This is a genomic window from Lysinibacillus sp. NPDC093210 (assembly GCF_044753985.1).
Lineage (GTDB): Bacteria > Bacillota > Bacilli > Bacillales_A > Planococcaceae > Lysinibacillus.
In genome coordinates this window covers 339,734-354,301 of sequence record NZ_JBIVOE010000003.1, presented here as the reverse complement: position 1 = coordinate 354,301, position 14,568 = coordinate 339,734, and the positions used below count along the sequence as shown (strand labels likewise).

Here is a 14,568-nt window from a genome sequence, read left to right as displayed (position 1 = left end):
AATAAATGGAAACAGTAAGAAAAAGCTTTATTTCGAGCGATATGATGAAACATTCCATGATTGGTGCGTTGAAAAAATTTAATCCATTTTATATGATCAAAAATCCCGTAATGTTCGTTGTAGAGGTCGGATTTATCTTTGTGCTATTGTTATCGTTTTTCCCTAATTTGTTTGGGAGCGGGGGAGGCGAGCATGATCGACTCTATAATGCTATTGTAGCTATTATTCTCTTTGTTACGATATTATTTGCTAACTTTGCAGAGTCTATAGCAGAGGGGAGAGGTAAGGCTCAGGTACAAACGTTAAAAAATACAAAAACAATTACACAGGCACGAGTTCTTTTAGCGGATGGTTCGGAAATAATGAAACAGGCACATGAGCTGAAAAAGGGAGATATTGTCTTAGTTCAAGCAGGGGAGGTCATTCCAAACGACGGCGAGGTAATTGAAGGAATTGCAACAGTCGATGAATCGGCCATTACGGGTGAGTCAGCACCTGTCGTAAAAGAACGAAGTGGTGACTTTTCATCTGTTACAGGTGGTACGACTGTCACAAGTGATTGGCTCATAATTGAAATTACTTCACTGCCAGGAGAGTCATTTTTAGATAAAATGATTACCCTTATTGAAGGAGCAAGTCGAAAAAAAACACCCAATGAAATTGCGTTAAATACATTGTTAGTAAGTTTAACGATGATTTTCTTATTAGTTGTCGTGACATTGTATCCTATGACTACGTATTTAAATGTGCACATCTCCATAGCAACATTAATTGCACTGACGGTTTGTTTAATCCCAACTACAATCGGGGGCTTACTGTCCGCCATTGGTATTGCTGGAATGGACCGTGTGACACAGTTTAATGTCATTGCGATGTCGGGAAGAGCTGTGGAAGCCTGCGGTGACGTAGACACACTAATATTAGATAAAACAGGAACAATCACTTATGGCAATCGCATGGCATCGGAGTTTTTACCTGTAAAGGGAGTAGCACATCTAACATTAATGCAAGTTGCATGGCTTAGTTCCTTAACCGATGACACACCTGAAGGGAAATCTATATTATCATTGGCATGCGATTTAGGTGTGAATACGACAGATGAAAAACAAATCATTAAAACAAGTGAGCATATGCCATTTTCTGCACAAACACGGATGAGTGGATTAAATTTGAAGGATGGCACAAAAATTCGTAAAGGGGCTTACGATATGATTAAACAAGATAGCATTGCTGCAGGGTATCCTATTCCTCGAAATTTGGAGCAGTTAGTCCATCAAGTATCATCTGTTGGGGGTACACCACTTGTTGTGTCGATGAATAATAATATTTTAGGTGTAATCCATCTTAAAGATGTTATAAAATCTGGTTTAAAAGAACGATTTGAACAGTTGCGGGCAATGGGTATTAAAACAATTATGTGTACAGGGGATAATCCACTTACAGCAGCAGCTATAGCCAAAGAATCAGGCGTGGATAGCTTTATTGCTGAAAGTAAGCCTGAGGACAAAATAAAGGTCATAAAAGAAGAACAGGCACTTGGGAAAGTTGTTGCGATGACAGGGGACGGAACGAATGATGCACCTGCTTTGGCGCAGGCGAATGTTGGTCTTGCCATGAATTCAGGGACGAATGCAGCAAAAGAGGCTGCAAACATGGTAGATTTAGATTCAAATCCAACTAAAATAATTGAAGTTGTAGAGATTGGGAAACAATTATTAATGACGCGTGGCGCACTTACTACATTTAGTATTGCAAATGATGTTGCGAAATATTTTGCGATTATCCCTGCCATGTTGATGGTGGCTGTACCAGAAATGAGCTCGCTTAATATTATGCAACTTTATTCACCGACAAGTGCCATCATTTCCGCTTTAATTTTTAACGCGGTCATTATTCCGTTATTAATTCCTATAGCGATCAAGGGTGTAAAGTATAAGCCGATGAGCGCTGCTAAATTATTACAGAAAAACTTGTTCATTTATGGACTAGGTGGCATCTGTGCCCCTTTTATCGGGATAAAGGTGATTGATTTACTAGTAGGGCCACTGTTATCCATGTTTGGGCTATAGGAGGGAAAAGACATGAAAAGATTTTGGAATAGCGCAAAGCAAGCATTATTTGTATCATTAACAATGTTTGTAGTATGCGGTTTGATTTATCCTTTTACTGTGACTGGCATTGCACAAGGGCTATTTAATAAGCAGGCAAATGGAAGCATTGTTGAAGTTGATGGCAAAGCTGTTGGTTCAGAACTGCTAGGGCAAGCCTTTACATCACCAGCATTTTTTGTGGGACGTGTTTCTTCTATTCATTATAATGTTTATGCAAAGGAAGATATTGTACCAGATGAACGTGGTGCAACTGTTTATGGAGGAGTTAGCTCAGGAACCTTCAACTATGCACCGTCCAATCCAGAATTAATAAAACGAATAGATGAAGACATTCAATCATTTTTAGAGGCGAATCCAACAGTAAAACAACAAGACATTCCTGCTGATTTAATGACAGCCTCAGGGTCAGGTTTAGATCCACATATTAGTGTGCAAGCAGCACAAATTCAAATTAACCGAATTGCAAATGCAAGCGGGCTGTCAGTGAAGGAAATTGAAGAAATTGTGGAGGTTAATACAGAAGGACGCGCGCTCGGAGTATTTGGAGAAGAGAAAGTAAACTTTTTAATGGCTAATTTGGATATTTTCCAAAAGATGAAGCAATACGAATAGGCGATAGAAAGCATTAAGTTAAAAAGGCAGATAGAGTAAAGGGCATAGCATAATTTTCTCTATCTGCTTGTAAAAGAAATGAAGCGGAGTTTTATCCTTGTGCGTTAACAAGAATTTTAATATGATTTTTCTCCTTCAGTAACGCTTCAAAGCCTTCTGTAACAATATCATTGAGCCCGATGCGCTTTGTAACAAGCTTGTCTGCTGGGAAGTAACCTCTTGTCATTAACTCCATTACGGATGGGAAGACATCACGATAAGCCATAACTCCTTTTACGGTGCGCTCTGAACGAACAATAATGTTAGGCTGTATAGACGCGACAGACTCCCAAATAGAAACGATTATTGTTTCGCCTTCAAAAGTAGTGGAGTCAATGGCTTGTTGTAAAACGGCTGGAGCGCCTGTTACTTCAAATGCTACATCGACACCACCATCTGTTAAAGCACGTATACGCCCAACTGCATCCTCTTCCTTTGGATTAATAACAGCGGTTGCGCCCAATTCCATCGCTTTTGCAGCACGTTCGGCTGAAAGTTCCACAGCGTAAATTTCGGACGCTCCAGATGCCCGTAATGCATCAATCACAAGGAGACCAATTGGCCCTGTTCCAAAAACAGCAGCTTTATCACCAGCTTTTAATTTACTTTGACGCACTGCGTGTAAAGCGACCGCTGCTGGTTCTACAAGCGCACCTTGTTCATAGGATAGGCCATCTGGCATTTTGTGCACCATCAGGTCATCTACCATTGTATATTGTGAAAAGCCACCGCCGCCACCGGAAAGTCCGTGGAAACCAAGGTGCTTACAAATATTATACTTTCCCTTCCTACAAGCAGCGCATTCACCACAGGCTAGAATAGGTTCGATTACGACTGCATCACCGATTTTTACCTTTGTGACCCCTGCGCCAACCTCTACTACCTCGCCTGAAAACTCATGACCCATAATAAGTGGATAAGTATCATTTCTATCATAATGGGGTTGTTTGACTGGAATAAAGATGGGTCCAACTGTATACCTATGTAAATCGCTGCCACAAATTCCTGCCCAATGTACTTTAATTTTTACTTTTCCAGGTGCAATGGTAGGCTCTTCAATATTTTCAACACGGATATCTCTTGCTTTATACCATCTAGCTGCTTTCATCATCTAGCAACCTCCTTATAATATTTGATGTTTTATTTTATCATGTGGAAAATATTCAAATCATTAGTTGGATAAAAATCGACATAAAAAAGATGAAAAGTCTATTGTTTTTTTTGCATTATTCACACTTTACATTTTTCATTGCATAATAGCCGCAATTAAAGTAAGTTTGTTAAGGGTTAGCGTTGCATCGATGAAAAAAACAAGAGAATATTGTAAATGCTTATGTTAATGGTACGGAAACATACCTAAAAGGCCGAATCATGGTACAATGGGAAAGATGTAAGGAGGAACGAATTATGTCAAAATATACTGATTATAATTTTCAGCCATTTTTGCAGGACGCAATTGCAAAGCTTGGCTTCACAGAACCAACACCAATACAAAAGGAAATTATCCCGCTAATACTTAAAGGGAAAAGTGCGATTGGTCAAGCACATACAGGGACAGGGAAAACGCATAGTTTCCTTATTCCAATCGTGCAACGCATTCAAGTTGACAAGCAAGAAGTACAAGCTGTTATTACTTCGCCAACACGCGAGCTTGCACAACAAATTTTTGATGCGTTAAATCAATTAATAGAAGGAACAGAGATTCAAGCGAAATTATTTATTGGGGGTACGGACAAACAACGCTCCATTGATAAGTTAAAAACGCAACCACAAATCGTTGTTGGTACACCAGGACGTATTCGTGATCTTGTTTCAGCTCAAGCGTTATTTGTGCATACGGCACCAATTTTAGTTGTGGACGAAGCGGACCTAGCATTCGATATGGGCTTTATCGAAGAAATTGACGGCTTTGCTTCTCAAATGCCAGAAAAGCTCGAAATGTTCGTGTTCTCAGCAACAATTCCAGAACGTCTACAGCCATTCCTAAAAAAATACATGGAAGCTCCTGTGCACATTCATATGAACGATAAACGTCCAGTAGCAGAAGGTATTGATTTTGTGCTTGTGCCTGTTCGTTCGAAATCACGCAACAAACGTTTACTTGATGTCATTGAAGGCATTAACCCGTTTTTAGCGGTCATTTTTACTAATACACGTAAAAATGCAGAGCATGTTGCGGGCTATTTAAACGAGCAAGGGATTCGCTGTGGTCAAATTCATGGTGATTTAACCCCTCGTGATCGTAAAAAAATGATGAAGCAAGTTCGCGATTTAGAGTTTCAATATATCGTGGCAACAGATCTTGCTGCGCGTGGTATCGACATTCAAGGAATTTCACATGTCATTAACTATGAAATTCCAGAAGATCTAGAATTCTTTATTCACCGTGTTGGACGAACAGCACGTGCAGGCAATAAAGGAACGGCAATTACATTATTTGAGCCTTCAGACGAGGACGCATTAGCGCGCATTGAGAAAATGGGTATTCCGTTTGAACAAAAGGATGTCAAAGATGGTGAATGGTCTGAACTAAAAGAACGTCATGCGCGTAAAAACCGAGTGAAGCACGAAAATGAAATTGATGTAAAAGCAAAATCTTTAGTGCGTAAGCCGAAAAAAGTAAAACCAGGTTACAAACGTAATATGAAATGGGAAATGGAAAAAATTAAAAAACGCGAACGTCGCATAAAAGCACGCGGCAAAAAATAAGGAGGCATATATATGTTACTTGGCTCACATGTTTCAATGAGCGGTAAAGAAATGCTGCTCGGCTCTAGTAAAGAAGCTCTTTCTTATGGTGCTAACACCTTTATGATTTACACGGGTGCTCCACAAAACACGCGTCGAAAACCAATTGCAGATCTTAATATTATGAATGGTCTATTACACATGAAAGAGCATGGTATGACAAATATTGTCGTGCACGCCCCATATATTATAAATATTGCAAACACTGAAAAACCTGAAACCTTCCGTCTTGGTGTAGATTTCCTACAATCAGAAATTGAGCGCACTGCTGCATTGGAAGCAACACAAATTGTTTTACATCCTGGTGCACATGTAGGCGCTGGAGCAGATGCAGGGATTGCCAAAATTATAGAAGGTTTAAATGAAGTGCTTTCACAAGACTTTCCCGTGCAAATTGCATTAGAAACAATGGCAGGTAAGGGAACAGAGTGTGGGCGTTCTTTTGATGAACTTGCCAAAATTATTGATGGTGTTACACATAATGAACGACTTTCTGTATGCTTTGATACATGCCATACGCATGATGCGGGCTACAATATTGTCGAAGATTTTGATGGGGTGTTAAACGAGTTCGATAAGATTATCGGTGTGGATCGTATTAAGGTCCTTCATATAAATGATTCTAAAAACGTTCGTGGTGCAGGGAAAGACCGTCACGAAAATATTGGCTTTGGGCATATCGGATTTGATGCTTTAAAATACGTAGTCCACCATCCTCAATTGATGGACGTGCCTAAAATATTAGAAACACCATTTGTTGCATTAAATAGTGATGCTAAATCAAAAACAGCACCTTATAAATATGAAATTGAAATGTTACGTAGTGGCGAATATAAACCTGAGCTTATTGACGCTCTACGAGGATAGTCAAACCGTAGACAAACGCAAAGAAATTTGTGTTTGTCTACGGTATTTTTTTAGTAATGTAACATGGAAATAAGCTCTTTCCACTTTCTAAGACGCTATAGTAATCCGTAAAAATATTCTGAACAAATCGAGGTAATATTCTTTGATTTGTTTACTGTGTGAAGGCATTCGTTAAAATTGTATTGTAAACTGATATATTAAAATGAGACAATTTGAAAGACACAGCACTTTTAGAGGATGATCTTATGAAAATTTCAATAGAAGAAATAAGTAAAGAACTGATAGAAGAAATACTTATTAGGTGCCATGAGGTAGATGAAGAAATACTCGAAATTGTTAATAAGCTGAAAACTGAAACGCCTATGATACTTGGTTATCAAAATGAAGGCGTTCATCGAATTAATGTGAGAGACATCTATTATTTCGAAGCAGTTGATGGAAAGGTTTTTAGTTACTGCAAGGATAACGTTTTTGAGGTAAAGCATAAGCTATATGAATTAGAAGAGGTATACAAAGAAGTTCATTGTTTTCGGGCATCCAAATCAACCATAGTAAATATAGCTAAAATTGCATCAATTCATCCGTCTATAAGTGGCCGATTCGTAGCGGTACTTGATAATGGGGAACGTCTTGTTGTATCAAGACAGTATGTGCCTGTCCTAAAAAAAATGCTAGGATTGTAATAGGGGGTTAATATGAAGTTTTTCGAAATTGTGCAAAAGATCGTTAAAGATTTCTTAACCATCTTCGCATCCGTCATCATTATTATTACTATTTTACGGCAAATCTTTTATCCTGAATTAGCTTTTGATTTAATATCAATCTATATTATTATGGCATTTTCATTTTTAAGTGCATTATTAGGATTAATGTTGTATCTAGCTCATGATATAAGTGAGACGAAAATGCGTATAAGAATTGTTCTTCACTTTTTCACACTGGAACTATTATTGATTGCCCTCGCTTGTGGCTTGGATATTGTAAACAATGCAACAGAGCTCATTATTTTGGTACTACAAATTGCATTCATCTATATTTTTGTTCGTCTACTGTCATGGAATAATGATAAAAAAGAGGCAAAAAAAATGAACGAAAAACTTAAGGCATTAAAAAAAGACAGTATCCAATAAAATAATAAATTAGCAGTTGTCTGCAACAAAATAGTTAGCGGTAAGCATATAGCTTACTGCTTTTTTACATCTTATTTGCTTATAGATACAACTTACTGTTTTTCTATATACTTCCCTTCATCGATTTTTTATGATGAGTTCATGAAAAATTATTTGGAAGAAGGGGTAACGACTATGGGGACTTTATTATTATTAATCATGTTGATTTTCGAGATTGCGTTTGCTATTTACTGTATGGCGACAAAGCTAAACCATAAAAAACTGAAGAATTGGGTAAGGGTTGCTGTATTTATTGCTTTTGTAATGCTTCTTCTTTCATCGGTAATAGATTGGAATTTTAGCTGGGTAATACTTACAATTGTACTTTTCATTTTCGCAGTAATGGGAATGAGTTCTCTTTTGTATAACAAGAGAAATAGGCAATACAAAACTTCATCTATAATATGGAAAACTATTGTAACGATATTGGTACTGAGCATAGCATGTGCACCTGCAATTGTTTTTCCTCAGTATAAATCACCAAAAGTGACTGGCACATATCAAGTCGCAACAGCTACTTACACATATAATGACAAAAATCGTATGGAGGAATTTACTGATAAAGGTGACAACCGATTTGTTAATGTGGAGTTTTGGTATCCAAAAAATACCGATAAATCGTATCCACTCCTAGTGTTCTCACATGGTGCAAATGGTATAAAAACAAGTAATACGTCTACCTATACTGAACTTGCAAGTCATGGATATGTAGTCGTTTCACTCGACCATCCGTACCATTCTTTTTATACGGTTTCAGTTAATGGAGCAAAAGTATTTATTGATAAAGGTTTTAACAGTGAAGTAAGTAATTCAAATAAAGAAGGCATATACACGAATGAAGAAGTCTATGGTCTTATTCAAAAATGGATGAAGCTGCGAACAGACGATATGAATTTTGTGATTGATACAATACGTTCAAAAACTAAAAGTGACAATGATCCCCTGTATCAAGCTATCGATATAGAGAAAATAGGTGTGTTTGGACATTCAATGGGGGGTGCTGCAAGTGTTTCGCTTGGCGGAGAACGTAAAGATGTTCAGGCAGTTGTCAATATCGACGCCCCATTCTTCAGTGAGCTAGTTTATAAGAAAGAAATTGATGATTTTGTGGCAAGACGGGAAGACTATACAACACCACTACTTAATATTTATTCGGACGATGTTTGGAAGCAACTCGACAGCAACTCCATTTATATAGCGAACAAACCGGACAATATTCATTTTAAAAATGCATATACCGTTCACTTTCAAGGAGCAAAACATTTAAGCTTAACTGATTTACCACTTTTCTCTCCTATACTTGCAAATATGTTGCAAGGTGGAAAAGCGGACATTGATAAATATTACGCAATTGAAACTGAAAATGAACTCATTCTTAACTTTTTTGACTTTGAATTAAAAGGCATTGGCCACTTTACTCCTAAAGAGACATATTGAATTTTTTCAATAGCATGTAGTATGCGGAACTATTTTGGACATCAAACGTCTACATGTGAAATAACTGGAAAGTTAAGAGTAGGTATAGAGAGTGGAAATTGTAACAGAAAAATTAATTATGATTGCTTTATTTATTCTAATCATTCATTCAATCGAAACACTTGCGTATGCTGTACGTTTATCAGGAGCACGTGTAAGGTTGCTAGCTTCAGCTTTATCGCTTTTTAATGTAATGGTAATGGTTTCGAGGCTAGCCAATATGATGCAACAACCGTTTACAGGAAGTTTGGTGGATACAGCTCCCGCTGACAATGCGTTAGCCTTTGTAGAAAACCAGTATCGCATTATTATTGGAGCGGCATCGATAGGAACTCTACTAGGGATATTATTACTGCCAACGTTCGTAGCCATCTTTTCGCGAGGGATAATCCATTTGGCTGAGGAAAGAGGTTCGATCCCAGCTTTATTGAAAAAGGGATTTACGCTTGAATATGTAAGACGTGGAATTAAACATATTCGTAAGCCAAGTTTCTCGTATTTAAAGGGAATAGGCTTACGAGATATTCCAGTAAAATTATTTGTTATTAACATTGTAATTACTGCAATCTATACGATCGGTGTTTTATCAGCTTTATATGCTGGGTTATTAGTACCGGAATTAAGTAACACTGCTGTTATGGCGTCTGGACTAATCAATGGTATGGCGACGATTCTGTTAATAATTTTTATTGATCCTAAAATTTCAATACTGGCTGATGATGTGATCAATAAGCGGGGAAGCTATTTAGATTTAAAAAGAGCATCAGTTATGATGATGACATCCAGATTTTTAGGAACGATTTTGGCGCAAGTTTTATTTATACCTGGGGCACATTATGTTGCTTGGTTTGCGAAGCTAATTACTTAATCGCTAAGAAGGAATTCGAATATAAAACGAGAATTTAAATATGATGAATAGGAAGGGTGACTTTTATGAATATAAAGGGCTTTGGCGGAATCTTTTGGAGAACCAGAAGTATAGAGGACATAAAAAAATGGTACAGGGAAGTGCTCAATATGGATATTAACGAGTGGAATGGTACCATTATTAAGCCGCAAGAAGGGAACGAAACGATTTTTTCGCTCTTTTCTCAAGATGACGGCTATTTTCCACTAGCACAACAAGTGATGCTAAACTTTCAAGTAGAAAATATTGAGGACAGCATTAAACATCTAGAAAAAATGGGTGTTCCGCTTGTAAAGGAAAAAGAAGTGAGTGAATTTGGCAAGTTTATTTGGATTGAAGATCCTGAAGGCAGACGTATAGAGCTATGGGAGAAGTAATCGAAAATAAAAAAACAGAGAAACATTTATTTGGGTTCTCTGTTTTTTTAATCAAGACCAATAATTAGTATATATATGATTGGCATCAATGAAAAAGGCACATTTTCCACAAGAGGATGTGCCTTTTTCATGTCTTTAGAAGAACCCATTTTGCATTTTGTAAATTATAATTAACTTAATGCAATTTATATATTGCAAAAAGCAATGTTGTTTTATATAATAAAATTAATAAAACGAATGGAGGCAAATTATGGCTGCAAGACAAAAGAAGCAAGTTGATGAACGTGTGAAAAATTTACAAAATAAAATATACAAAGAAGTTTATGTATTGGTCATGATTGTATGTTCAATATCCATCCTAATAAAATTCTTTAAAATGGGCGTGTCCTTGGATAATGTATTAACAGAGTGGTTGATTATATTTATATCATCTGTTTATTATTATGTTAGAACGGCTTATCTTGGCATTTTGACTGATGAAATAGAGGTTCACGATAGTAATAGCAAAGTCAAATTAGGAACAAAAAATGTACTTTTTGGTGTTGTATTTGGTTTAGTTTTTGCAATTATTTTAGGACTTAACAGTGCATTTAACTACGCAGACAGTACACAACAAGCAATAGAATATTTCTTCGTTGTATTTTTAGTATCTCTACTTATATATGTGCCATTTTTTGCAGGGTTTTTGGGATTATCATATATGGCTGCAAAAAAGAAAAGTGATCAAGTCGTACAAAAAAATTTAGAAGATTAACAAGTGGTGATAAGCATGAAAAATATCCGTTTAAAAATGGCTCGAATAGAACATGATCTGTCACAAGAAGATTTAGCACAAAAAGTAGGGGTTACTCGACAAACGATCGGCTTAATTGAAGTAGGTAAATATAATCCGACATTAAACTTATGTCTTGCAATCTGTAAAACATTAAATAAAACGTTAGATGAATTGTTTTGGGAAGAGTAAGAAAGAAAACCTCCATTTTGAACTTTGTCAAAGTGGAGGTTTTACTATATTTGAGGGAAAACAAAAGTTAAAATTACTGCAATTGTGTTCAAACAAAAGATAAATACTGCGGTGGATTTCCGCTACGGGCTGTCGCTTTCCGCGGGCACACTGTAAGCCGCAACCCTCGCTAGCGCGCGGATTGTTGCGTCTTACAATGCGTGCGTTCCCACAGGAGTCGCCCGCCCTCCGGCTAAGGAATTGGCTTAGCCCAAATGAAAGATTAAGTTAGACGGGACTTTTCGTTAACACGCCTTCTTGCAGCCTATATACTTGATCACATAGAGACTCAATATCGATTTTATTATGTGAAGTTAATAATATGGTAGCACCTCGCTGTTTCTCGGCGTTAATAATGTTATAAACATTTTGGACAGAATCTTCGTCCAAAGCATTCATTGGCTCATCTAGTAAAATTAATTCTGGTCTTTCCATAATGCTTTGAGCGATCGCTAGTTTTTGCTTCATCCCAAGAGAGTATGCTTTAACAGGGCGTTTATCTTCGGGATCTAAACCTACTTTTGATATCGCCGCTTTTATCTCTTGGTCAGTAATTTGCTTACGTATTGATGCTAAAAAATTCAAGTTGGAAAACCCTGAATAATGCTCTAAAAATCCTGGTTTTTCAAGAATAACACTTGCACTTTTAGGAAATGAAATATCTCGATGTAACACATCCCCGAATAATTTTACGGTTCCGACACTCGGTTTTACTAAGCCACAAATAACGCGAAATAACATCGATTTCCCTGAACCGTTATGACCAACAAAGCCATAGATTTTCCCACGCTCTAGCTGGAAATTAATATTTTGTAGCACCGTGCGTTTTTTTATCACTTTGGAAACGTTTGATACTTCAATGGACATAGCACGACCTCCCTATAAGTAATCATTTTTTAAGCCGATTCGAACAATCAAAAGACACATAAGACAAATAACTAGCCCTTCTATCACTAAAATGATAGCGAACATGTTTGCGTCGAAATTTCCCATTAACCCATAGTAGAAAGGAATATAAGGAGCGGATTGCTTAATACCCGCAAAAAATAGAACAATCAGTAGCACAGACGCAATTTTACCTGACAGCAATAATTCGATTATTTTCCATAGCAATGCTTGACAGTACATATTGATACATAGCATTAATGCCTGTAGCACAATCAAAATATCAAATTGTAGCGTCACGTGAGCTTTTAAAAAAAGCAAAAAGCTCATGATATAAGTCATTGCGACATAGCATGCAGTGAATATAAGTAGGATTAGCAGCCGATTAAGCCAAAACCAGCTTTTTGTCGGATAGCGTAATAGCATGTTGTATGAAAAAGAAGTGGAGCGAGGCTTCCAAATAATTTGAATTAAAAGCACATAACCAAACCATAGCAAAGTCCAGTACATCCAAGTAAGTTCCTCCACTTGTCCCAAAAGGGCAGTAAATGCTTGGCGCAATGTCATGCCATCAAAAAGTGATGTCATATAGAGTAGCAATAGAGTAGTTAACAATGGATAGACAATACAAATACAACTAATTTTAAGAACATCTTCTCGCAGTAGTTTCCACTCTAACGAAAATGTCGTCATGAATCATCATCTCGCACGTAAAAGTCTAGTTTATTAACTAAATAATGAATGGCATTGATTAGCAATACCATAAAGGCAATTAGTATAAAGAATGTACTTATAGGTGACGTTAATTCACTTTTATGAAAGGCAATATACACAAAGTGCTCTATATATCGATCCAACATGCCAAGAATCATAACTACAATTGCACTAATAAAGTTATTTTTGAAAAGTTGTTGCAAGACGATATAAAGCAAACCAAAAATAGCCGTAATACAATAAAACATATAGATAAAGTAAAGCAATGAACCGTTTTTTTTAGGCTCAGGCACATATAATAATAGGGCACTGTAATTTGTGATATAGGGGTAGAATAGCCACTTCGCTAGCGCTGTGCTCAACATACTACTGCCGAAAACAACTGTAGTAAAAAAGGCAGTCACGATAAACACAAAGCAAATTTTATAAGTGGCAAATTGCTGTCGGTGACGAAATCTTCTAAGCAATAGCCAATCATTATTTTTAGATGAAAAAGGCGCTAATAATATTAAAAAAATAGGAATATAGAAATACTCATAAAGAGAGGCTAATATAAAGTCTTTCAGCGTATGCCATCTTGTTGCCACTGACATAAAAGGCAATACCTCAAGTAAATGTAACGTTATCATAAAACATGCCACAATCCAAAAGAGCAATTTTTTCAAGCGAATATCCTGTAGACAATAGGAGCAATACTTATAAAACATCATCATGTTTCCTCATGCCAATGACGTAAATGGCAAATGTAAGTAATAATTGCAACAGAAATTCGATAATCATAATAGAGATGGAGTTGTCTCCATGTATCCCTTCCGGAGCTAAAAAGTAAAATGGAGCCCATTTTGGGTTATTGGCAGCTAAAAACCAAAGGCTAGTATAAATAATTTGCGGCATAAAAATTAATAAATAATAATTTTTAATAAACATAGATAGGGCTAGTCCCATACAAACATACGCACTAGCAAACAATCCTCCGATAATATAAAATACAGCAACATATGCATATGGAGACATGCTTAGTAAATCCGAAAAAAGAGGTTGAATATCGCCTTTAAAAACACTTATAGCATTATCTGGTATTGCCAAAGTCCCTTCTACAAACGCTTTATAAACATTGGCATAGGCTGTATAGTCCCAATGATGCGTAAATAGATTAACAAGTACTACCCCTAAACAGAGTGGCAGTACGAACATAAAAAAGGCAGTTAGAAAAGTAGTAGCAAACTTTGAAGTGTAATATTTCCGTCTATCAATGCGCATAAAAATAAAATGTTGATAGCCACTTTTTCTTTCGCGATAAATGGAATCCACGAGTGCAATTGAAATCAACAATGGATAAAGAAAATAATACAAATCAGATGGAAAATTATTGGTGAAACCAAGCCATTGTTTATGCGGGGAAATGAAAATAAGCACATCTTCTACAATATCTTCTTCATAGTATTGGCTATAAATTCGTTCAGTTAATAAATACTCTTCGTTATGTTCGTTCAGACCTATTACGACAGCAATCACAACAAGCAGTATTAATGCACAAACACTAAGATAAAAGTTTTTATTTTTAAACAGTTTTTTATATTCAATAAGCATTGATATCCTCCTATTCAAAAACAGGATTACTCTAGAGAAGACAACTATATCTAGACTATAGAAAACAAAC

At 36.6% G+C, this 14,568-nt stretch carries 16 protein-coding genes; 11 read left to right on the top strand and 5 right to left on the bottom strand.

Annotated features, from left to right (window positions below; all coding sequences use genetic code 11):
- Positions 1–5: 5 nt before the first annotated feature.
- Together kdpB and kdpC are read left to right on the top strand one after the other, a co-directional pair.
- Positions 6–2,069 carry a potassium-transporting ATPase subunit KdpB gene (kdpB, locus tag ACIP9C_RS10980; protein ID WP_401010481.1) on the top strand — a complete coding sequence of 688 codons (2,064 nt, stop codon included), beginning with the start codon at positions 6–8 and terminating at the stop codon, positions 2,067–2,069.
- Between the two features lie 12 nt (positions 2,070–2,081).
- Complete coding sequence (gene kdpC, locus ACIP9C_RS10975; RefSeq protein ID WP_401010479.1) at positions 2,082–2,723, top strand: K(+)-transporting ATPase subunit C; 642 nt, start codon at positions 2,082–2,084, stop codon at positions 2,721–2,723.
- 91 nt (positions 2,724–2,814) lie between these two features.
- Here the strand turns inward: kdpC and ACIP9C_RS10970 are convergent, their stop codons facing one another.
- The gene (locus ACIP9C_RS10970; protein WP_401010684.1) at positions 2,815–3,870 is read right to left on the bottom strand and encodes a 2,3-butanediol dehydrogenase; all 1,056 of its coding nucleotides are present in this window, start codon (positions 3,868–3,870) and stop codon (positions 2,815–2,817) included.
- A 299-nt stretch (positions 3,871–4,169) separates the two neighbouring features.
- Here ACIP9C_RS10970 and ACIP9C_RS10965 point away from each other — a divergent pair, with 299 nt between their 5' ends.
- From ACIP9C_RS10965 to ACIP9C_RS10925, 9 genes are all read left to right on the top strand, one after another.
- Positions 4,170–5,471, top strand: a complete 1,302-nt coding sequence (locus ACIP9C_RS10965; RefSeq protein ID WP_340823678.1) for a DEAD/DEAH box helicase — start codon at positions 4,170–4,172, stop codon at positions 5,469–5,471.
- Positions 5,472–5,483: 12 nt separating this feature from the next.
- Positions 5,484–6,377: a deoxyribonuclease IV gene (locus ACIP9C_RS10960; protein WP_340823679.1), complete on the top strand. Its 894-nt coding sequence runs from the start codon at positions 5,484–5,486 to the stop codon at positions 6,375–6,377.
- Positions 6,378–6,589: 212 nt separating this feature from the next.
- Positions 6,590–7,060: a LytTR family DNA-binding domain-containing protein gene (locus ACIP9C_RS10955; protein WP_401010476.1), complete on the top strand. Its 471-nt coding sequence runs from the start codon at positions 6,590–6,592 to the stop codon at positions 7,058–7,060.
- 12 nt (positions 7,061–7,072) lie between these two features.
- The gene (locus ACIP9C_RS10950; RefSeq protein WP_401010475.1) at positions 7,073–7,507 is read left to right on the top strand and encodes a DUF3021 family protein; all 435 of its coding nucleotides are present in this window, start codon (positions 7,073–7,075) and stop codon (positions 7,505–7,507) included.
- Between the two features lie 174 nt (positions 7,508–7,681).
- Positions 7,682–8,983, top strand: a complete 1,302-nt coding sequence (locus ACIP9C_RS10945) for an alpha/beta hydrolase family protein (RefSeq protein WP_401010473.1) — start codon at positions 7,682–7,684, stop codon at positions 8,981–8,983.
- A 118-nt stretch (positions 8,984–9,101) separates the two neighbouring features.
- Positions 9,102–9,890: a lipid II flippase Amj family protein gene (locus tag ACIP9C_RS10940; protein ID WP_401010682.1), complete on the top strand. Its 789-nt coding sequence runs from the start codon at positions 9,102–9,104 to the stop codon at positions 9,888–9,890.
- Between the two features lie 65 nt (positions 9,891–9,955).
- The gene (locus ACIP9C_RS10935) at positions 9,956–10,306 is read left to right on the top strand and encodes a VOC family protein (RefSeq protein WP_401010471.1); all 351 of its coding nucleotides are present in this window, start codon (positions 9,956–9,958) and stop codon (positions 10,304–10,306) included.
- A gap of 250 nt (positions 10,307–10,556) precedes the next feature.
- Positions 10,557–11,060, top strand: a complete 504-nt coding sequence (locus tag ACIP9C_RS10930; protein ID WP_401010469.1) for a DUF6773 family protein — start codon at positions 10,557–10,559, stop codon at positions 11,058–11,060.
- Positions 11,061–11,075: 15 nt separating this feature from the next.
- On the top strand, positions 11,076–11,270 hold the full coding sequence (locus tag ACIP9C_RS10925; protein WP_401010468.1) for a helix-turn-helix transcriptional regulator: 195 nt from the start codon (positions 11,076–11,078) through the stop codon (positions 11,268–11,270).
- Positions 11,271–11,537: 267 nt separating this feature from the next.
- Here the strand turns inward: ACIP9C_RS10925 and ACIP9C_RS10920 are convergent, their stop codons facing one another.
- The 4 genes from ACIP9C_RS10920 to ACIP9C_RS10905 all read right to left on the bottom strand — a co-directional run bounded on the left by ACIP9C_RS10920 (position 11,538) and on the right by ACIP9C_RS10905 (position 14,498).
- Positions 11,538–12,176, bottom strand: a complete 639-nt coding sequence (locus tag ACIP9C_RS10920; RefSeq protein WP_401010466.1) for an ABC transporter ATP-binding protein — start codon at positions 12,174–12,176, stop codon at positions 11,538–11,540.
- A 12-nt stretch (positions 12,177–12,188) separates the two neighbouring features.
- Entirely contained in the window at positions 12,189–12,887 is a 699-nt protein-coding gene (locus ACIP9C_RS10915) for a hypothetical protein (protein ID WP_401010463.1), read from the bottom strand.
- Positions 12,884–13,537, bottom strand: coding sequence for a hypothetical protein (locus ACIP9C_RS10910; protein ID WP_401010462.1), 654 nt, complete (start codon positions 13,535–13,537; stop codon positions 12,884–12,886). Before ACIP9C_RS10910 ends, ACIP9C_RS10915 begins: the two co-directional genes overlap by 4 nt.
- A gap of 67 nt (positions 13,538–13,604) precedes the next feature.
- Entirely contained in the window at positions 13,605–14,498 is an 894-nt protein-coding gene (locus ACIP9C_RS10905) for an ABC transporter permease (protein ID WP_401010461.1), read from the bottom strand.
- Positions 14,499–14,568: the final 70 nt, after the last annotated feature.